The following is an 18,930-nucleotide window of genomic DNA, read 5'->3' as shown; positions in this document are numbered from 1 at the left end:
TAATTCTCTCACGCTATGTCGTACCTCTGGCTTGAAAACGGTGCGGCGGACAACCACATTAAACGGGGACACCGAGTAAACCGGTAAAGAAACATGCGGACTATCGACAATTCTCTACTAATATTGAATCAGGGGGAGGACAACCAGCCTGGTCGTCAGGATGACGTCAGTGTGGCGCCTGAGAAACCAGCTCTGAAACGCCCGGCAAGGTACCGGGTGGTGCTTCTGAATGATGATTACACCCCCATGGATTTCGTGGTGGATGTACTGATGAAATTCTTCGCAATGAACGAAGAAAAGGCGACGCAGGTGATGCTGCTCGTCCATACGCAAGGAAAAGCCGTATGTGGGGTATATACCCGAGACATCGCGGAAACAAAGGCAGCACAGGTGAACCAGTATTCCTCGGAATGCGAACATCCGCTCCTTTGCGAGATTGAACGTGCGGACTGAAAGACGTTGGGGTGGCCCATGCTGAGCAAAGATCTTGAAATTACGCTGAATACGGCCTTCAAAAATGCCCGTGACAAGCGTCATGAATTCATGACGGTCGAGCATTTGTTGCTGGCTCTGTTGGACAATGAATCGGCGGTGGGCGTCCTCAAAGCCTGTGGTGCGGATCTGAAGCGCCTCGAAGAGGAACTGGTAGAGTTCGTGGATTCCACCACGCCTCTGATTCCAAGCAATGACAGTGAGCGTGAAACCCAGCCCACTCTGGGCTTCCAGCGGGTTTTGCAGCGGGCGGTATTCCACGTCCAGTCTTCCGGCAAGAAAGAGGTCACAGGCGCCAATGTTCTGGTGGCCATCTTCAGTGAGCAGGAAAGCCAGGCCGTCTATGTTCTGAAGAAGCAGAGCATTGCACGGATCGATGTGGTGAATTTCGTGTCCCACGGAATCTCCCGCGTCCAGGGCGCAGAAGAAGATGAAGGGCACGACCAGGCTTCCCATGAGGAGGTCGGAGAGGAAGGTAGTCAGTCCAAGCCGCTTGAAAGCTATGCGACCAACCTGAATGAGCAGGCCCGGCAGGGGCGTATCGACCCGCTGATCGGGCGCGAGCACGAGGTCGAGCGGGTCGTTCAGATTCTGGCCCGTCGCCGCAAGAACAACCCGTTGCTGGTGGGTGAGGCCGGTGTCGGCAAAACCGCCATCGCAGAAGGGCTGGCCAAACGCATCGTGGATGGCCAGGTGCCTGACATTATCTCCGACGCTGTCGTGTACTCGCTGGATATGGGCGCGCTGCTGGCGGGCACCAAGTACCGGGGTGATTTCGAGAAACGGCTGAAGGGCCTTCTGAGTGAACTGAAGAAGCAGAACCACGCCATTCTGTTCATTGATGAGATTCACACCATCATTGGCGCAGGTTCTGCGTCAGGCGGTGTCATGGATGCGTCGAATCTGCTCAAACCCATGTTGAGCTCGGGTGAGATTCGCTGTATTGGTTCGACGACCTTCCAGGAATTCCGGGGTATTTTCGAGAAGGACAGTGCTCTGGCGCGTCGTTTCCAGAAGATTGATGTCAACGAGCCCAGTGTCGAGGATACCTATCAGATTCTTAAGGGGCTCAAACCCAACTTCGAGAAACATCACGATCTGAAATACACCGACAAGGCGCTGCGTGTGGCCGCGGAACTGGCGGATCGCTACATCACCGATCGCCATCTGCCGGACAAGGCCATTGATGTGATCGATGAGGCGGGTGCGCGTCAGCGCATGCTGCCGGAAAACCAGCGTCGGCAAACCGTGGACGTGTCTGAAATCGAAGACGTGGTTGCCAATATTGCCAGGATTCCGCCGAAGAACGTCTCGACCAGCGACAAGGAACTGCTGCGCAACGTCGAGCGGGATCTCAAGATGGTGGTGTTTGGCCAGGATCCGGCGATCGAGTCACTCTCGACGGCCATCAAGCTGGCCCGTGCCGGCCTGAAGGCTCCCGAAAAGCCGGAAGGTGCGTTCCTGTTTGCCGGTCCGACCGGCGTCGGCAAGACCGAGGTGACCCGGCAGCTGGCGAAGGTTCTGGGGATCGAGCTGGTCCGGTTCGACATGTCCGAGTACATGGAACGGCACACCGTGTCACGGCTGATTGGCGCGCCCCCGGGCTATGTGGGATACGATCAGGGTGGGCTGCTCACCGAAGCTGTGAACAAGCACCCGCACTGCGTGTTGTTGCTGGATGAGATCGAGAAGGCGCATCCGGAGGTCTTCAACCTGTTGCTGCAGGTGATGGATCACGGGACGCTGACGGACAACAATGGCCGGAAGGCCGATTTCCGCCACGTGATCCTCGTGATGACCACCAACGCGGGCGCAGAGAGCATGGCTCGTCGGTCCATCGGTTTCAGCGAGCAGGATCACAGCACCGATGGCATGGAGATCATTACCAAAACCTTCACTCCGGAGTTCCGCAACCGGCTTGATGGCATCATCCAGTTCGCCGATCTCCAGAAGGACACCATCACCCATGTGGTGGACAAGTTCCTGACGGAGCTCCAGGCCCAGCTGGACGAGAAGCACGTTGTGCTTCATGTCGATGACGATGCGAAAGCCTGGTTGGCCGAGAAGGGCTACGACGCCACCATGGGCGCCCGCCCGATGTCGCGTCTGATCCAGGACCGGATCAAGCGGCCGCTTGCCGAGCAGATTCTGTTCGGACGGCTCTCGGAACATGGCGGCGACGTGTACGTCCACCTGAAGGGCGACGACCTGGAGTTCGAATACGAAGACGAACCCGCCGAGGCCGTCTGACGGTCCGGCGGCCAGTTCGCCCGGAAACGCACTAAAAAACCCCGCCTCGGCGGGGTTTTTCAGATGTCACTGGCGAAAATCAACGGGCGCGGTAAACGATCCGGCCTTTGCTCAGGTCGTACGGCGTGAGCTCAACCTTGACCTTGTCGCCGGTCAGGATGCGGATGTAGTTTTTGCGCATCTTGCCGGAAATGTGAGCGGTAACAACGTGGCCGTTGCTCAGCTCAACGCGGAACATGGTATTTGGAAGTGTGTCGACAATGACACCTTCCATTTCAATGACATCTGATTTCGCCATTCAGTAGAAACCTCGTGTTTACTATGGTTCTGGTGATTTTAAATTGCGCAATTCTGCCTGATTTGTCGCCATTTGGCAAAGTCAGGGCTTCTGCATAACCCGCCAATGCCCGTCTATGAGAGACTCTATCGGTTGAAAACGGGTTTTATAGTTCATTTTTCGACATTCCCGGATCCAGTAACCGAGGTACAGGTGAGGTAGTTCCCGACGTTTCGCCTCCTCGATCTGCCACAGGATCGCAAAGGTTCCCAGGCTTCTGTGTTCGAGTTCCGGAGCAAAGATGGTATAGATGGCCGACAGGCCATCATCAAGTGCGTCCATCGCCGCCAGTCCGACCAGCTGGCCATCCAGGCGCATCTCGATAAACCACGAGTCGGTTGCCCCTTCCACAAGAAACGAGACAAATTGCTCCCGGGAAGGCGGATACATATCGCCATCACTGTGACGCTCCTCGATGTAATGAGCGTAAAGAGCGTAATAGGCATCGCTGTAGCTGGCCGGGACCACTCTGCATTCGATGTCGTCGTTCTTGCGAAGCACCCGCCGCTGTCCCCGATCCGGTTCGAAATCATTGACCTTGAGCCGAACCGGTATGCAGGCGTTGCAATGTTCACAATGAGGCCGGTAATAATGGGATCCGCTCCGGCGGAAACCCAGTGCTGTCAATTGACTGTACAGCTTCTTGTCGACGTTTGCCCGCGGGTCCACAAACATTGTGGTGGCCTCCCGATCGGGCAGGTAGCTGCAATCGTGAGGCGGAGTGGCGAAGAAAACCAGCGTTCTGAGATTGCTCATTCAGACCTCCGGCCCGCTCCATTCCCAGCTGAATTGCCATCCCGGCATCTCGGGCTCCTGATCAACACATGACCTGAGTATAGATAAAAACTCACGTCTTGGAATGCTCCTCGCGCCCATCGTCAGAAGGTGAGGGCTTTCGACCTGACAGTCCATCAGCTGATAGCCCCAAAGGCGAAGCTGGTTTGCCAGGTACACCATCAGGACCTTGGAGGCGTTGGTTTCCAGCGAGAACATGGACTCACCGAAAAAGCAGCGGCCAATGGCGACACCGTACATACCGCCCGCCAGCTCACCTTTCCGGTTCCAGATTTCGATGGAGTGGGCGATCCCCTGTTGATGAAGCTCGGTATAGGCCGTCACCATGTCGTCGGTGATCCAGGTGCCCTCGGCCCGGGTCGCGCCGCATAGACGGATGATGCGGTTGAAGACGCGGTCGGCCGTGACATGGAACCGGTGCTGGTTAAGGGTTCGCCGAAGGCTCCTCGATACATGGATTTCTTCGGGGAACAGCACGCATCTTGGGTCCGGTGACCACCAGAGTATGGGTTGATCGTCGCTGTACCACGGGAAGATACCGCTTCGGTACGCGAGAATCAGCCGTTCCGGAGACAGGTCGCCGCCGAGTGCCAGGAGTCCGTCCGGATCGTCAAGGGCATCCTCGGCGGGCGGGAACCACACGTAGTCGGGATCGAGCCAGGGTAGGGAGGTCATCCTTCTCCAGTGACTACCGGTTGTCAGACGGGTTGGTCCAGGAATTTTTCCGCATCCAGCGCCGCCATACAGCCGAAGCCGGCGGAGGTGACGGCCTGGCGGTAGACGTGATCAGCCACGTCGCCGGCAGCGAAGACGCCCGGAACACTGGTTTGCGTCGCCATCCCGTCCAGACCGGAGCGAATCCGGATGTATCCGTTGTCCATGTCCAGTTGGCCTTCGAACAGCGAGGTGTTCGGCTTGTGGCCGATGGCAATGAACACGCCTGCCAGTTCCACGTCGCGGGTGCTGTCGTCTTTGGTGCTCCTGATGCGCATGCCGGTAACGCCGGTGCCATCGCCGAGCACTTCATCAAGCGTGTGGTCCCAGACGATATTGACGTTGCCATTCTCGGCCTTCTCGAACAGCTTGTCCTGGAGAATCTTTTCCGCCCGCAGGCTGTCACGTCGATGCACCAGTGTCACTTCATCGGCAATGTTCGACAGGTACAGGGCTTCCTCAACCGCGGTGTTACCGCCGCCGATCACCGCGACTTTCTGTTTGCGATAGAAAAAACCGTCACAGGTGGCGCAGGCGGAAACGCCCTGGCCTTTGAACTTTTCCTCGGATTCCAGCCCGAGGTACATGGCGGAGGCACCCGTTGCGATGATCAGCGCGTCGCAAGTGTATTCGCCACTGTCACCTTTCAGGCGAAACGGGCGATTCCGGAGATCGACCTCATTGATGGTGTCGTAGACGATGCTGGTTTCGAAACGCTCGGCATGTTTTTGCATCCGCTGCATCAATTCCGGGCCCTGGACGCCATCGTTGTCACCGGGCCAGTTATCGACATCGGTTGTGGTGGTCAGTTGCCCGCCGACCTCAATGCCGGTGATCAGCGTGGGATTGAGGTTAGCCCGTGCGGCATAGACAGCGGCTGTGTAGCCCGCCGGACCAGAACCGAGAATGATCAGTCTGGAGTGTTTGCTATCGCTCATGAGTGTCTCTCACTGATGTTTGAAAATTGGGTTTGCCTGAGGTGGCAAGAGGTCCCTTTCCGGAATGGCAAAAGGCTAACATGAAATAACCTGGCGACCATTCATTTCGGACAATGCCGGTTATAGAACCTTGCTATGTCCTCAGGGCGTTTTAATCAAGTACCGAAACGTTGGCCAGCAGCTGCCGGATACGCTCCTCGCTTTTCCCGGATTCGCCCTGTTCCAGGCGGTGTTCCGCAACTGCGGGAAAGACCGCCTGAATATCGTCGGGCAGAACGTGATGACGGCCTTCCATGAGTGCCCAGGCCTTGGCCGCCCGGAGCAGTCCCAGTCCGGCCCTGGGGGACAGGCCGTAAAGCAGTCCCGGCATGTTCCGGCTTTGCTCAAGCAGGCGTTGGATATAGTCCAGCAGGGCCGGGCTTGCCGTCACCCGGTTGACACCCTGTTGCAGCATTTGCAGCTTGTCTCCGGACAGTATTGGCTCAAGACGGTCGGTGAGTGCCCGGCGGTCTTCTCCCTCGAGCAGCTCACGTTCGGCTCTTGGGTCCGGATAGCCGAGCCTGAGGCGCATCAGGAACCGGTCGAGCTGGGATTCCGGCAACGGGAAGGTGCCACCCTGCTCGATTGGGTTCTGGGTGGCGATCACGAAGAAGGGTTCCGGGAGAGGGCGGGTTTCGCCCTCAATCGAGACTTGGCGTTCCTCCATGGCCTCGAGCAACGCACTCTGTGTGCGTGGTGATGCCCGATTGATCTCATCGGCCAGCACCACCTGAGCAAAAATGGGGCCCGGATGGAAAACCAGCCTGCCGGCCTGTTTGTCATACATCGAGTACCCAAGCACATCGGCGGGCAGCAGGTCGTTGGTGAACTGGATGCGTTGATAACTGAGGCCCATGATCCGGGCCAGGGCGTGGGACAGCGTGGTTTTCCCCATGCCCGGGATATCCTCGATCAGCAGGTGGCCCCGGGCAAGCAGCCCGCATAGTGCCAGGCGAACCTGGCGTTCCTTGCCAAGCAGGATGCCATTGAGTTCCCGGACGACCTGATCTACCAGTGCCTTCATCCCGATTTCAGTCCCTGACCCGCTTGACGATATCACCATAGGCGTCGATGCGGCGGTCCCGGAGATAGGGCCAGATCCGGCGAACCGCCTCGGTGCGCGAACGTTCAAGTCGGACCATCAGGATCTCTTCAGCAGCGTCATCGGCCCGGGCCAGGAATTCGCCCTGAGGACCGCAGATGAAACTGTTTCCCCAGAAACGGATGCCATCGGTCTGGCCTGAAGGATCCGGCTCGATACCGACCCGGTTGGGTGCGACCACCGGCAGGTTGTTGGCGACGGCATGACCGCGCTGAACGGTGACCCACGCTTCCAGCTGACGTGCCTGTTCATCCGGGTCGTCAGTGACATCCCAGCCGATGGCGGTGGGATATATCAGGATCTCGGCGCCAGCAAGGGCCATCAGGCGGGCGGCCTCCGGATACCATTGATCCCAGCAGACCAGAACCCCCAGGCGGCCGACCGATGTCTGAATCGGCGTGAAGCCGCTCCGACCGTCATTGAAAACGGCATCGCCGGGTGTGAAATAGAACTTTTCGTAAAACCCGGGATCATCCGGAATGTGCATTTTCCGGTAGATGCCGGCAATCGAACCGTCTTTCTCGAAAACCACCGCCGTGTTGTGGTAAACGCCGTTCATGCGTCGTTCGAAGACAGAGCCCACCAGAACAATGCCCAGTTCTTTCGCCAGAGCGGACAACCGGTCAGTGGTAGGGCCGGGAATCGGCTCTGCCAGTTCGAAGACGGATGTGTCTTCCGTCTGGCAAAAATACAGCGTGGCATGCAGCTCCTGCAGGATGACCAGGTCCGCCCCATCGGTGGCCGCTGACCGGACCAGCCGCTCGGTAGTGGCGAGGCTTTCGGCCTTGTCCGCGTTGCAGGCCTGCTGGATGGCAGCAACGGAAAGAATGCTGTTGTTACTCATGGGTTCACCACCCCTGCCGGAATCTGCATGGTGACGCAGTGCAGGCTGCCGTGCTGTTCGATCAGGGGACGGCAATCGATCGGCACAATGTCACGATCCGGGAACAGTTCCTGTAGCACGTTGATGGCCTCCTCATCCTGTGGGACGCCGTAGACGGGCGCGAGAACGGCGCCATTGATAATCAGGAAGTTCGCGTAGGTGGCGGGCAGGCGCTCACCATCATCCGAGTAAATGGCATCTGGCCACGGCAGGGCCGTGAGCTTATAGGGCTCGCCGTTAGCCTGGCGAAACTCCTGCAACTCTTCCTCCATGGCGGCCAATGCACTGTAGTGCTCGTCGGCGACGTCGGGGCAGGTGACATAGCAGATATGGTCCGTTGCGCAGAAACGGGCCAGGGTGTCGATGTGGCTGTCTGTATCGTCGCCCGCCAGGTAGCCGTGGTTAAGCCACAGGATTCGGCGGACCCCCAGCAATTCGGACAGTAACTGCTCGATATCGGCGCGGTCATGGGTCGGATTTCGAGTGGGTGTCAGGAGGCATTCGCTGGTGGTAAGCAGCGTCCCCTGTCCATCGGATTCGATGGAACCACCTTCGAGGACGAAGTCGACCTCGCTGAGTGGCGTTGATCCGAAGACGCCTGCGTTCGACAGGTGCCGGTTCAGGGCATCGTCTTTCTCCCACGGAAACTTCCCGCCCCAGGCGTTAAACCGGAAATCCAGAAGTGTCGGCCCATCCTCGGTTTCAACCGTGATCGGACCATGGTCCCGTGCCCAGGTATCGTTAGCTGGTGCCGGAACTGCAAGCACCCGACCGGGAAGGCCGGACTCCTCGGCATAGCGGTTGAGAGATTGCTGAAGCTCCTGAAGCCGGAAAACGTGTTCGCAACTGATCACCAGGTGTTCGAAGTGCAGCACCGCCCGGGCGATGGCTTCGAAGACCGGCTCGACCGCCTCAAGGTGTGATGCCCAGTCCGTACCCGGGTGCGGCCAGGTCAGCATTACGGCACTTTGTGGGGCCCACTCGGCGGGCAGGACGCGTCTGGAAGTCACTCTCTGAAACACCTTCACTCGCAAAAGCCGCCATTCTACCCAAGCTCCCGGACAACGTCAGGAGGAGGTAGGTGAAAATACGCCGGTCCGGACTGACCGGTTCTTCTAGTGTTCGGGTTTGAGCACTGTATGGATCACGCGATTGCCCTCGAAATAGACGATGAAATCGGGGTAGATCCACTGTGTGATGGGGGGCTCGCCGACCGGTCCGCGAACGTCGTCGGGTTCGCCCCACTTGGCCCGAACGGACGCCTGGGAAAGGCCGGAAGCGGGAAAATGTCCCTGGTCCCGGGCAGCCTGGCTGCCAACCGGAATCTTGATTTCCTCGGCCAGGGCACCGCTGGCCGGTGCAAACGACAGGGTGGCCATCACGGCCATTACACCGAACAGGGTTCTGTTTTTCTTCATTGATGGATCTCCAGTCATGCTTGGGTCCGCTCAGGGTACCGCGTATCGATATGGATAAAACGTAATATCCGAAAAAGGCTAACAAAAGTCACCCGGTTTTCCCCAGTTTATCCTTTTTGTCGCTGTCGAATTTGCCAACGCATCACATGACGGGCGATTTGCTGCCGGTCACCATCACTGAGTTGGACGAATTCCGTGTGAACCCTTGTGCTGTCAGCGGATTCGGGATGGATCTCGAGGATTTCCGTCACCGCCTCAGCCTGCGCCAGATCGGGGGGAAGTGTCATGCGAACCGCAAGGCGGTCGCCCTTTTTCAGGGCGCCACTGGCACTGGTAAACGACAGCCCGCCCTCACTGAGCGTCACCTCCTGCCAGTCTTCCGGTTGCAAGGGATTTTGCTCAAAGGCCATAATGCGCGCCAGCGTGTCGAGCTTGCCATTGAGAGACTTGAGTGCGGCGGTCAGCGTCCGGTCCCGCTCTGCCAGAATGGCCAGTTGATTCCTGAAATCCTGGTCGTGCCGTCGGAGTTCCGTTTTCAGCATGGCCAGGTGGTCAGTATCGAACATCTGTTCGTCGATGGCCGCATCGGGAGCGAGCTTGCGGATTTCCAGGCCGATCCGGTCTTCAATACGGAAAAAATCCCGGCGTTCGGGCGTTCCATCCCGGGATTCTCCGGCGGTGTCGTGTGTCTCCATCTCGGCTCCGGATATCAGAATTATTATTGGTAAATAAGAGTTTAGCAGTTTCCTGCCCGGCAGGCACCGGTGCGGGATCAACACACCTTCAAGAGCTGATGGTAGCGACAGGCGTTCCTCCATGTTCAGACCTTTATCGTTCTATATAGGCTTGCGGTATACCGCGGCCAAGCGCCGGAACCACTTTATTTCCTTCATATCGCTGACCTCGATGATCGGGCTGATGCTCGGCGTTGCGGTTCTGATCATCGTGCTGTCTGTCATGAATGGCTTTGATCGGGAGCTCAAGCAACGCATCCTGGGCATGGTGCCCCATGCGGTGATTCAGGGCGACGGTCCACTGGATGACTGGCGGTCTGTGGAAAAGATTGTAAAGCAACACCCCAGGGTACTGGAGGCTGCGCCCTTCATTCACGCCCAGGGCATGCTGACCAGAGGGGGCGATGTCCGGGGCATTATGCTCAACGGCATTCTTCCGGAGCAGGAAAAGAAAGTCTCGATCATTGAGGATCATATGGTCGAGGGGTCCATTGATGACCTGAAGTCCGGAGAATTCGGCATTATCATCGGCCGGATCGCTGCATCCAGTCTGGGCCTGAAGATAGGGGACCGGGTCACCGTTGTGCTTCCGGAAGCCTCCCTGACGCCCGCGGGTGTGCTGCCCCGGCTCAAACGGTTCACCGTAAAAGGCATCTTCAGCGTCGGTGCCGAGCTGGATGGCAATTACACGCTGGTTCACATGGATGACGCCGCGAAACTGATGCGGACCGGTGGTAAGGCCCAGGGCATCCGTTTGCTGGTGGACGATCTCTTTGCTGCCCCGAAAGTGGCGCGGGAGGCCGCGAGAATGCTTGACGGGCGCTATTACATCTCGGACTGGACGCGTACCCACGGCAATCTGTTCCAGGCCATCCGCATGGAGAAGACCATGATTGGCCTGCTCCTGATGTTCATTGTCGCGGTGGCGGCGTTCAATATTGTCTCCACTCTCGTCATGGTGGTGACTGACAAGACGGCAGACATCGCCATTCTACGGACCATGGGCGCGACACCTGGCAGAATTCTGCGGATCTTCATTGTTCAGGGCGCGGTGATAGGCGTCGTCGGCACGCTCATCGGCACAGCGCTGGGGATCCTGGGTGCACTTAACGTCAGTGATGCCATTGCCTGGCTGGAATCGGTCACCGGCCACCACTTCCTCAGTGCTGACGTCTATTTCATCAGTTACCTGCCGTCTCAGCTGCAGTGGGAAGATGTGCTGATCATCAGTGGTGCCGGCCTGGCAATGAGTCTGCTGGCAACCATCTATCCGGCCTGGCGCGCTTCCCGTATCGATCCGGCGGAGGCTCTGAGGTATGAATGAGGCGAGCGCATCCATGAAAGACAATAGGCCAGTTATCGACTGCCGTGAGGTCACAAGGACCTACAATGAAGGTCCCGAGAAGCTGACGATTTTTTCGGGCATCTCGCTGACCGTGGCCACGGGGGAGACCGTCGCCATTGTGGGCAGCAGTGGTGCTGGCAAGACGACGTTATTGAACCTGCTGGGAGGCCTGGACAAGCCTTCCTCGGGAACCATCCACATCTGTGGTGAAAACATCCAGACGCTGTCCGAAGGTGGGCGTGCCCGCTTCCGGAATCGCCATCTCGGGTTCGTCTATCAGTTTCATCACCTCCTGCCGGAGTTTACGGCACTTGAGAACGTGATGATGCCCTGCGCACTGGGTGGCGTCCCGGTAAAGGTTGCCAGGGAAAAGGCGACAGCAATCCTGGAAAAAGTGGGACTTGGCGCCAGGCTTGCCCACAAGCCCGGAGAGTTGTCCGGAGGCGAGCGTCAGCGGGTGGCGATTGCCCGTGCCCTCGTCAACGAACCGGCGTGCGTGCTGATGGACGAGCCCACCGGTAATCTGGATGAACAGACCGGGGAGGGCGTTCAGGCTTTGATCGAGTCGCTCAGGGATCAGTTCGGGATCGCCTTCGTGATGGTGACCCACGACATGCGCATGGCCCGGAGCCTCGGGCGTGTCCTGCGGCTGGAGCAGGGGCGACTGGTTCAGGAGAGCTGATTGCTCCTGCGTTTACCCTGGATCCGGGTGCCCCGTCTTGCTCGCCAGTCGGAGCGGATTTTTCGGCGCCACAGGAACTGGATGACCAGGTAGGACACACAGGCGAAGACCGTGGCGCAGATGATTGAGCCGAGATAGAGCGGAATCCCGATGTCCACGATGCGTTCGCTGATCCAGGCCCAGGACAGGTGGAAGTCAAACGTTAACACCGGGCGACTTAACACCCACGCGCCGACCTTGTAATTGAAATAAAACAGTGGGGGCATGGTTAACGGATTGCTGATCCAGACCAGCACCACCGACAGAGGCAGGTTGGCGTTGAACCAGATCGCGAATATCGCGGCGGCAACCATCTGGAATGGCATTGGAATAAAGCAGAACCAGACGCCGACCAGGAACGCCCGCGCAACGCTATGTCGGTTGATATGCCAGAGGTTCGGTTCATGAAGTATATCGCCCAGAAAGTGCAGTGATTGCATCGACTGCACTTTCTCGGGCGTTGGCAGATAGCGTTTCATGAACTTCTTTGGCATCGGAAGTTCTGCCTGTTGATTGTGGTAACCCCGGCGACAAGGATGTCGTCGGAGATGAATGAAAAATGGAGGACACGGATTGTCCGAACATGTCAGGGGCACGGGACCGAATTTCCCGAGGCCCGGGTTCTTTGTCGGTGGCCCCGGCGCATTCGCGTTCGCGTGCGGCGATATCTTACTGTATCGCTTGTCGATCTTGCCAGCATCGTGGATGTTGCTGATCATCTTTATGACAGCATTTTGCAGTGTCCGCATTGTCTCCTCACGCTGGCTTCATCGTTTTTTATGGCTTGTGGTCTGTCTGGTTGGCGGGCTGGCATGGGGATGCTGGCATTCGTCCGAGCGGCTGTCACAACGTCTTCCGGCACGGCTTGAAGGTGTTCCCGTGGTGGTGAGCGGTTACGTCTGTGATCTGCCATCCCGGGGGAGCTTTCGAAGCCTCCGGTTCAGTTTTTGCGTCACCGGATGGCCGGGGCGGGCTCACCCCAATCTTCCCGACAAGCTCCGCCTGACCTGGTATCACGGGGATCCCTCCGTCCTCGAGGCACATCGGCTGACGCTCACGGTGACGCTCAAACGCCCCCATGGCACCCTGAACCCGGCCGGGTTCCGCTATGAAGACTGGCTGTTCCGGCAGGGTTTCCGGGCCACCGGTACCGTGCAGTCCGCGTCGCCGGCGTCTTCGCTGGTGTGTGGTTGGCACTGCCGATATACCCGATGGCATCAGGCGCTGGCTCGATGGGTGGAGAGCCAGTTCGGTGGGGCACGACATTACCCGTTGATTGCGTCGCTGATGATTGGCAACCGTGGATCGGTCACGGATTCTCAATGGGAGGTACTGAAGGCGACCGGCACCGTCCATCTGGTTGCCATCTCGGGGTTGCACCTCGGTCTGATTGCATTCGCTGTGGGCATAGCGGTTCGTCAGTTGCTTTTGTCGGTCCCGGCGAGTCGACTTTCGGCATCCGGGGCCCGTCGCTGTGTCTTGCTGGTGGTCGGCCTGTGTTGTCTGGTGTATGCGTTGGCGGCTGGATTTACCGTTCCCACCCGCCGCGCGTTGGTGATGGCTGTTTTGGCGATGATGGCGGCCATGAGCGGAAGCTATGGATCGCCCTGGCGGACGTTGGTCATCGCACTCGTTCTGGTGCTCCTGCTGGACCCGTTTGCGCCGCTCGATCAGGGCTTCTGGCTGTCTTTCTCGGCCGTCGCTATTCTGGTGCTGATTTTCTCGAATCGGTTGGGGCGGCCTGGCTGGCTTCGGGGCCTCCTTCTTGCGCAGGCTGGCGTGTTCGTAGGGTTGGCGCCGGTGTTGGCTCAGTTTGGCCAGAGTCAGCCAGTGGCCGGTCTGTTGGCCAACGTGTTTGCGATTCCCTGGGTTTCCTTTGTCGTGATGCCCGTCATCGTCCTGGGTGGTCTTGTCGTTGCTGCGCTTCCGGATCTTTCCTCCATGGCGCTGCCTTTGATGGATGGCGTTCTGGATGCGCTCTGGTGGGTACTGGTCTGGCTTTCAAAGCAGTCGTGGCCAGCGACATCCGCCGCTACCGGAACTCTTGTGTTCGTTGCTGTGCTCGGGCTGGTTGCCATCCGGCTTCCGTTACCCTGGAGTCGGCCTGCGACCATCCTTGCTGTGACGCTCTGGCTGCTTGCAGGCGCCGACACTCGATCCGCAGGCGCCGGTGCAATACCGACAAGCACACGGATCCAGGTGTTTGATGTGGGGCAGGGGCTGTCGGTTCTGCTCACGCGGGGAAACCGGGCTTTGCTCTATGATACCGGGCCGGCGGTCCCCGGGGTTTTCTCGGCGGTGGAATCGACCATCGTGCCCAACCTGAAGGCGCTCGGGATCGAACGGATCGATACCCTGGTGGTCAGTCACAATGATCGGGATCATGCCGGGGGGCTGAAGGCGCTCTTCAGCCGCCTGCCTGTGAATCACCTTGTCACTGGAGAGCCGACCCCCATTGCCCGGAGGCTGGCCGGTATGGATGTGCCGGTTGTTGATGACTGCGCCTCCCGCCAGTTCAGGTTTTCCGGCCTGGAACTCTCGTTCTGGCGGGATCCGCTTGCCCGCTCCGGCAACGACGCCTCCTGCGTTCTGACGATCCGGGACCGGGAAGCGGATATCGAATGGATTCTTCCCGGGGACATCACCACCGGTACGGAGGCTCGGTTTCTCGACGCCAGGAGCGGAAAGCGGGCTTCGGATCCCTCGGTTCGGATCGTGCTGGCTCCGCATCACGGGAGCAGGAGTTCCTCGTCGGCCCGGTGGGTTCGGGCGTTGGCTCCCGATTATGTGATCTACAGCGCCGGCTATCACCATCATTTTGGCCACCCCCATCCCTCGGTGGTGCGGCGTTATCGGGAGGTTGGGGCCGTTGCGCTGAACACGGCCTGCTCGGGCGCCATTACGATGACCGGCGGTCCCCGGGGGCTGATTATCGGCGAGGCCGTCGATGAGTCTCCCTTCTGGATAGGCGGTGCCGGTCTCGCCCGTGACCAATGTAAAATACCGTGACATAACGGGTGTGGCCTGAAACGGCAGCTATGCTAAAGTAGCGCGGCTTGTAACTAATCAGGGAGACCAAGCGTGTTCGAGTTGTTGAAAGCTGGCGGCATTATGATGGTGCCCATCGTTGCCTGTTCCGTACTGGCCCTCGCCATCATTCTGGAACGTTTCTGGACCCTGCGGGCGTCACGGGTTGCTCCGCCCCAGACCATCAATGAGCTCTGGCGCTGGATCAAGAAAAAGGATCTCAATGGCCGGAAGCTCAAGGCTCTCCAGGCTTCTTCACCGCTGGGGCGCATTCTGGCTGGCGGTCTGCTGAATGCCAAGCACGGCCGCGATATCATGAAGGAAAGCATCGAACACGAGGCCAGCCAGGTCATCCACGATCTTGAGCGGTTCCTGAATCCCCTCGGAACGGTCGCAACGATTTCGCCGCTGCTCGGTCTTCTGGGCACCGTTATCGGTATGATCAAGGTGTTCGCCGAAATCCAGCTGGCGGGTGTCGGCAATGCGGGAAATCTGGCCGGTGGTATCTCCGAGGCGCTGATTACCACGGCTGCGGGTCTCAGTGTTGCGATTCCGGCCCTGATCTGCCATCGCTACTTCATTCGTCGAGTGGATGAATTGGTGGTCAATATGGAACAGGAAGCGGTCAAGCTCGTTGAGGTTGTCCACGGAGACCGCGAAATCGACGTGGAAGGAGCCTGAACGCCGTGAAGTTCAAGCGCCAGAGAAGTCAGGAGGTCGGGGTCGACCTGACGCCACTGATTGACGTGGTTTTCCTGCTGCTGATTTTCTTTATGGTTTCGACGACGTTTACCCGGGAAAGCCACCTTGAGGTGGAACTGCCCGAGGCAAGCGGCGAACCGGCGAAACCGGCGGAAACCCAACAGATCGATGTGGTTATCAACGCCCAGGGCCAATACACCCTCAACGACCGGGTTCTCGTAAACAATCGCCGCGAGACGCTCGAGCGGGGCGTTCGCGAGCTGGCCAAAGGCGATCATACCCTGCCGTTCATCATCACTGCCGATGCGCGCACGCCCCACGAATACGTGGTCCGTGCGATGGATGTCGCTGGCCGCCTTGGTTTTGCCAAACTGAGCATCACCACGGAGCGGGAGGCGGATTCGGGTGAGTGACCTGGAAACACCTGCGCCGGTTCCCAAAGACCGGGGCAGCTGGGAAACCTATAAACGTCTGTTGTCCTATGCGAAGCCCTTCTGGCTCGCATTCCTTCTCGCCGTCATTGGCAACATGATCTATGCCGGTGCCTCCACGGGCATGGCGGCGGCGATGGAGTACGTCATTGCCGCCATCGAGAATCCCACCGATCAGAATCGACTGCAGCTCACCCTGCTGATTGTCGGTGTTTTCGGTGCCCGGGGACTCGGCACCTACATGAGCACCTACTTCATCAATTACGTTGGTCGTCATGTCATCAACGCCTTGCGGGCTGATCTGTTCAACCGCCTCATGGCCCTGCCTTCCCGGTATTTCGACGACAACGCCTCGGGCCGGCTGGTGTCGAAGCTGACCTTCAACGTGGAGCAGGTCGCCGAAGCTACCACCAATGCGGTGACCACAGCCTTGAGGGAGGGCCTGACGGTTCTGGGGCTTCTGGGCTTCATGTTGTACACCAACTGGAAGCTGACGCTGCTGTTCCTCACCGTCGGCCCGATCATTGGTGCGGTCGTCAGTTACGCCAGCAAGCGTTTCCGTCGTATCAGTCGTCGCATTCAGGGATCCATGGGGGACATCACTCACGTTGCGTCCGAATCCATCAGTGGCTATCGGGTGGTCCGCACCTTCGGCGGCGAGCCCTATGAACGGGAGCGGTTCCGCGAGGTGAACGACCGGAACCTGACCCAGAGCCTGAAAATGGCGGCCACCCAGGCCACCAGCGTTCCTGTGATCCAGGTGCTCGTGGCCATTGCCATCGCGGGTCTCGTCTGGATGATGCTGGCTCCGGAGATCCGTGGGGAGATGACGACGGGGCAGCTGGTCGCGTTTCTGACGGCTGCGACCACCATGGCCAAACCGATCCGACAGGTAACCAACATACACGCCAAGATCCAGAAAGGTGTGGCTGCGGCATACGACGTTTTTGAAACCATTGACGAGAAGCCGGAAGAAGATCCGGGAACCTATGCGCCGGATCGGGTGTCGGGCGATATCGACTTCGACGATGTGTCGTTCCGTTACCGGGATCAGCTCGATAACGTGCTGGATGGCATCTCGATTTCCATTCCGGCGGGCCAGAGTGTGGCGCTGGTCGGTCGTTCGGGCAGTGGCAAGTCCACCCTGGTAAGCCTCCTGCCTCGCTTTTATGACCATACCGGTGGCGACATCCGGATTGATGGGCATTCGCTCCGTGAGTATTCCCTGAAATCGCTCAGGGCCCAGATTGCGCTGGTGACTCAGAGCGTCGTACTGTTCAACGATACCATCGCGGCAAACATTGCCTATGGTGTGCTCCGGGACTGCAGTCGGGAGGAGATTCGTGCGGCCGCTGAACAGGCCCATGCGCTGGAATTCATCGACCGTATGCCGCAGGGGCTGGATACCATGATCGGTGACAACGGTGTGATGCTGTCCGGCGGTCAGAGACAGCGGCTGGCAATTGCCCGGGCGCTGCTCAAGGATGCACCGATCCTGATTCTGGACGAGGCGACCTCGGCGCTGGACACCGAGTCTGAGCGTCATATCCAGGAAGCACTGGAAACCGTGATGCAGGGGCGTACAACCCTGGTGATCGCCCACAGACTGTCAACGATTGAAAAGGCCGACCGGATACTGGTGATGGATCAGGGCCAGATTGTCGAGTCTGGCCGGCACGAGGATCTGTTGGCCCAGGGTGGTGCCTACGCCCAGTTGCATCAGATGCAGTTCAGCGAGCACGCATGAGTTCCCTGGTGGACCGGCTCTGGTACGGTGAGGGCCGTCCTCTGCGGTGGCTGGCACCGCTGGCTTGGCTTTACCGGGCCGTCGCCGAATCACGTCGACGCAAGGCCTGGGATCGACGCAATGCCTCTCTTCCGGTTCCGGTTGTGGTGGTTGGCAACATCACCGCAGGCGGAACCGGCAAATCGCCGCTCACGGCGCGACTCGTGCGTGAGATGCGTGTGGCTGGCTGGCAGCCGGTTATTCTGAGTCGCGGTTACGGAGGCAAATCCGATCATTACCCCCTGGTGGTGGATGGCGATACCTCCCCCTCTCTGGCCGGAGACGAGCCGGTGATGCTGGCACAGGCCACCGGTGTTCCCGTCGTGGTGGATCCACAAAGACTGCGGGGCGCCGAGTTCGCGCTGTCCCAATCCCTTGGTGATGTTCTGATCTGTGACGACGGATTGCAGCATTACGCGTTGCCACGGGATATCGAACTGGCTGTTTTTGACGGGGCGAGAGGCATCGGTAACGGTGCGTTGATACCGGTGGGTCCGTTGCGTGAACCGGTTTCGCGACTGACCGGCGTTGATTTTGTCCTGGTCAATGGTGACGGGCAGACGGATGGAGAAAACCGGCTCGACAGTTTTGCGGGAGTCGACCACCCGGAGTTGTTTGCGATGCGTCTTGTACCGTCTTCCCTGATCAATCTCGCTACTTCTGAACAACGGTCTCCGGATGCTCTGTGCGGAAAAAAGGTTCGAGCTGTAGCCGGCATCGGCAACCCGAATCGGTTTTTTGAAACACTCCGGGCACTCGGTGCAACCGTCCGCGAAGCACCGTTCCCGGACCATCACGACTTCAAGCCGGGTGATCTTTCGGCCGGCCCGGATGAGTGGCTGGTTATGACGGCGAAAGACGCCGTAAAATGTCGGCAATTTGCGTCTGAACAGGCATGGTATTTGTCGGTGGAAGCCGAACTGCCGGAGGCGTTTCTCCAGGGCTTCCTCGAGCGACTTCGGGAGTGTGCCGAACAACTGATGGATTCAAACCCTATGAGAGTGGATCATGGATAAAAAACTGATAGCACTGCTGGCGTGCCCCGTCTGCAAGGGCGACCTCAAACTGAACCGGGAAAAGACCGAGCTGATCTGTTATCAGGACGGGATGGCATTCCCGATTCGGGAAGGCATTCCAGTGATGCTGGCCAACGAAGCGAGGACGCTGACGTCCGATGAGCGTCTCGATAAGCACTGATACAGAGTAGGGAAGCGAA

20 protein-coding genes are annotated in these 18,930 nt (G+C 58.8%); 10 read left to right on the top strand and 10 right to left on the bottom strand.

Annotated features, from left to right (window positions below; genetic code table 11):
* Positions 1-93 precede the first annotated feature (93 nt).
* Positions 94-453 (top strand): ATP-dependent Clp protease adapter ClpS, encoded by a 360-nt coding sequence (gene clpS / locus MSNKSG1_RS07355; protein ID WP_008938621.1) that lies wholly within the window; start codon positions 94-96, stop codon positions 451-453.
* 18 nt (positions 454-471) lie between these two features.
* Entirely contained in the window at positions 472-2,742 is a 2,271-nt protein-coding gene (clpA, locus tag MSNKSG1_RS07350) for an ATP-dependent Clp protease ATP-binding subunit ClpA (protein WP_008938620.1), read from the top strand.
* Positions 2,743-2,821: 79 nt separating this feature from the next.
* On the opposite strand, the gene infA is transcribed toward clpA, so the two are convergent.
* The 9 genes from infA to MSNKSG1_RS07305 all read right to left on the bottom strand — a co-directional run bounded on the left by infA (position 2,822) and on the right by MSNKSG1_RS07305 (position 9,663).
* Positions 2,822-3,040: a translation initiation factor IF-1 gene (infA, locus tag MSNKSG1_RS07345; protein ID WP_008938619.1), complete on the bottom strand. Its 219-nt coding sequence runs from the start codon at positions 3,038-3,040 to the stop codon at positions 2,822-2,824.
* A gap of 81 nt (positions 3,041-3,121) precedes the next feature.
* Positions 3,122-3,835: an arginyltransferase gene (locus MSNKSG1_RS07340; RefSeq protein ID WP_008938618.1), complete on the bottom strand. Its 714-nt coding sequence runs from the start codon at positions 3,833-3,835 to the stop codon at positions 3,122-3,124.
* Positions 3,836-4,549, bottom strand: coding sequence for a leucyl/phenylalanyl-tRNA--protein transferase (aat, locus tag MSNKSG1_RS07335; protein ID WP_008938617.1), 714 nt, complete (start codon positions 4,547-4,549; stop codon positions 3,836-3,838).
* Positions 4,550-4,572: 23 nt separating this feature from the next.
* Positions 4,573-5,526, bottom strand: coding sequence for a thioredoxin-disulfide reductase (trxB, locus tag MSNKSG1_RS07330; protein WP_008938616.1), 954 nt, complete (start codon positions 5,524-5,526; stop codon positions 4,573-4,575).
* 151 nt (positions 5,527-5,677) lie between these two features.
* A complete protein-coding gene (locus tag MSNKSG1_RS07325; protein WP_008938615.1) occupies positions 5,678-6,589 on the bottom strand; it encodes an AAA family ATPase in 912 nt (303 codons plus the stop codon).
* 7 nt (positions 6,590-6,596) lie between these two features.
* A complete protein-coding gene (locus MSNKSG1_RS07320; RefSeq protein ID WP_008938614.1) occupies positions 6,597-7,511 on the bottom strand; it encodes a carbon-nitrogen hydrolase in 915 nt (304 codons plus the stop codon).
* Complete coding sequence (locus MSNKSG1_RS07315; RefSeq protein ID WP_083871018.1) at positions 7,508-8,560, bottom strand: agmatine deiminase family protein; 1,053 nt, start codon at positions 8,558-8,560, stop codon at positions 7,508-7,510. Before MSNKSG1_RS07315 ends, MSNKSG1_RS07320 begins: the two co-directional genes overlap by 4 nt.
* A 105-nt stretch (positions 8,561-8,665) precedes the next feature.
* Complete coding sequence (locus MSNKSG1_RS07310) at positions 8,666-8,968, bottom strand: hypothetical protein (RefSeq protein WP_008938612.1); 303 nt, start codon at positions 8,966-8,968, stop codon at positions 8,666-8,668.
* 107 nt (positions 8,969-9,075) lie between these two features.
* Entirely contained in the window at positions 9,076-9,663 is a 588-nt protein-coding gene (locus MSNKSG1_RS07305; RefSeq protein WP_008938611.1) for a PilZ domain-containing protein, read from the bottom strand.
* Between the two features lie 121 nt (positions 9,664-9,784).
* Between MSNKSG1_RS07305 and MSNKSG1_RS07300 the strand changes: the two genes are divergently transcribed.
* Both MSNKSG1_RS07300 and MSNKSG1_RS07295 read left to right on the top strand, forming a co-directional pair.
* Complete coding sequence (locus tag MSNKSG1_RS07300; protein WP_008938610.1) at positions 9,785-11,026, top strand: lipoprotein-releasing ABC transporter permease subunit; 1,242 nt, start codon at positions 9,785-9,787, stop codon at positions 11,024-11,026.
* Between the two features lie 13 nt (positions 11,027-11,039).
* Positions 11,040-11,729, top strand: a complete 690-nt coding sequence (locus MSNKSG1_RS07295; RefSeq protein ID WP_040886801.1) for an ABC transporter ATP-binding protein — start codon at positions 11,040-11,042, stop codon at positions 11,727-11,729.
* On the opposite strand, the gene MSNKSG1_RS07290 is transcribed toward MSNKSG1_RS07295, so the two are convergent.
* Positions 11,717-12,262 carry a DUF2062 domain-containing protein gene (locus MSNKSG1_RS07290; protein WP_008938608.1) on the bottom strand — a complete coding sequence of 182 codons (546 nt, stop codon included), beginning with the start codon at positions 12,260-12,262 and terminating at the stop codon, positions 11,717-11,719. The two genes, MSNKSG1_RS07295 and MSNKSG1_RS07290, sit on opposite strands and share 13 nt — an antisense overlap.
* Positions 12,263-12,320: 58 nt before the next feature.
* Here MSNKSG1_RS07290 and MSNKSG1_RS07285 point away from each other — a divergent pair, with 58 nt between their 5' ends.
* From MSNKSG1_RS07285 to MSNKSG1_RS07260, 6 genes are all read left to right on the top strand, one after another.
* On the top strand, positions 12,321-14,777 hold the full coding sequence (locus MSNKSG1_RS07285; protein WP_083871002.1) for a DNA internalization-related competence protein ComEC/Rec2: 2,457 nt from the start codon (positions 12,321-12,323) through the stop codon (positions 14,775-14,777).
* 72 nt (positions 14,778-14,849) lie between these two features.
* Entirely contained in the window at positions 14,850-15,476 is a 627-nt protein-coding gene (locus tag MSNKSG1_RS07280; protein WP_008938606.1) for a MotA/TolQ/ExbB proton channel family protein, read from the top strand.
* 5 nt (positions 15,477-15,481) lie between these two features.
* On the top strand, positions 15,482-15,910 hold the full coding sequence (locus MSNKSG1_RS07275) for an ExbD/TolR family protein (RefSeq protein WP_008938605.1): 429 nt from the start codon (positions 15,482-15,484) through the stop codon (positions 15,908-15,910).
* Positions 15,903-17,675 carry a lipid A export permease/ATP-binding protein MsbA gene (gene msbA / locus MSNKSG1_RS07270; RefSeq protein ID WP_008938604.1) on the top strand — a complete coding sequence of 591 codons (1,773 nt, stop codon included), beginning with the start codon at positions 15,903-15,905 and terminating at the stop codon, positions 17,673-17,675. Before MSNKSG1_RS07275 ends, msbA begins: the two co-directional genes overlap by 8 nt.
* Positions 17,672-18,730, top strand: a complete 1,059-nt coding sequence (gene lpxK / locus MSNKSG1_RS07265) for a tetraacyldisaccharide 4'-kinase (protein WP_008938603.1) — start codon at positions 17,672-17,674, stop codon at positions 18,728-18,730. Before msbA ends, lpxK begins: the two co-directional genes overlap by 4 nt.
* Positions 18,723-18,911, top strand: coding sequence for a Trm112 family protein (locus MSNKSG1_RS07260; RefSeq protein ID WP_008938602.1), 189 nt, complete (start codon positions 18,723-18,725; stop codon positions 18,909-18,911). Before lpxK ends, MSNKSG1_RS07260 begins: the two co-directional genes overlap by 8 nt.
* Positions 18,912-18,930 lie beyond the last annotated feature (19 nt).

Origin of the sequence: Marinobacter santoriniensis NKSG1, from assembly GCF_000347775.1 — a bacterium.
Taxonomy (GTDB): domain Bacteria; phylum Pseudomonadota; class Gammaproteobacteria; order Pseudomonadales; family Oleiphilaceae; genus Marinobacter; species Marinobacter santoriniensis.
Note: the sequence above shows the minus strand (reverse complement) of the source record. Positions and strands in the feature narration are given on the sequence as shown.

Coding starts and splice junctions, on each gene's coding strand:
- clpS (WP_008938621.1), top strand. CDS start 94: ATGCGGACTATCGACAATTCTCTACTAATATTGAATCAGGGGGAGGAC.
- clpA (WP_008938620.1), top strand. CDS start 472: ATGCTGAGCAAAGATCTTGAAATTACGCTGAATACGGCCTTCAAAAAT.
- infA (WP_008938619.1), bottom strand. CDS start 3,040: ATGGCGAAATCAGATGTCATTGAAATGGAAGGTGTCATTGTCGACACA.
- MSNKSG1_RS07340 (WP_008938618.1), bottom strand. CDS start 3,835: ATGAGCAATCTCAGAACGCTGGTTTTCTTCGCCACTCCGCCTCACGAT.
- aat (WP_008938617.1), bottom strand. CDS start 4,549: ATGACCTCCCTACCCTGGCTCGATCCCGACTACGTGTGGTTCCCGCCC.
- trxB (WP_008938616.1), bottom strand. CDS start 5,526: ATGAGCGATAGCAAACACTCCAGACTGATCATTCTCGGTTCTGGTCCG.
- MSNKSG1_RS07325 (WP_008938615.1), bottom strand. CDS start 6,589: ATGAAGGCACTGGTAGATCAGGTCGTCCGGGAACTCAATGGCATCCTG.
- MSNKSG1_RS07320 (WP_008938614.1), bottom strand. CDS start 7,511: ATGAGTAACAACAGCATTCTTTCCGTTGCTGCCATCCAGCAGGCCTGC.
- MSNKSG1_RS07310 (WP_008938612.1), bottom strand. CDS start 8,968: ATGAAGAAAAACAGAACCCTGTTCGGTGTAATGGCCGTGATGGCCACC.
- MSNKSG1_RS07305 (WP_008938611.1), bottom strand. CDS start 9,663: ATGGAGACACACGACACCGCCGGAGAATCCCGGGATGGAACGCCCGAA.
- MSNKSG1_RS07300 (WP_008938610.1), top strand. CDS start 9,785: ATGTTCAGACCTTTATCGTTCTATATAGGCTTGCGGTATACCGCGGCC.
- MSNKSG1_RS07295 (WP_040886801.1), top strand. CDS start 11,040: ATGAAAGACAATAGGCCAGTTATCGACTGCCGTGAGGTCACAAGGACC.
- MSNKSG1_RS07290 (WP_008938608.1), bottom strand. CDS start 12,262: ATGCCAAAGAAGTTCATGAAACGCTATCTGCCAACGCCCGAGAAAGTG.
- MSNKSG1_RS07285 (WP_083871002.1), top strand. CDS start 12,321: ATGAAAAATGGAGGACACGGATTGTCCGAACATGTCAGGGGCACGGGA.
- lpxK (WP_008938603.1), top strand. CDS start 17,672: ATGAGTTCCCTGGTGGACCGGCTCTGGTACGGTGAGGGCCGTCCTCTG.
- MSNKSG1_RS07260 (WP_008938602.1), top strand. CDS start 18,723: ATGGATAAAAAACTGATAGCACTGCTGGCGTGCCCCGTCTGCAAGGGC.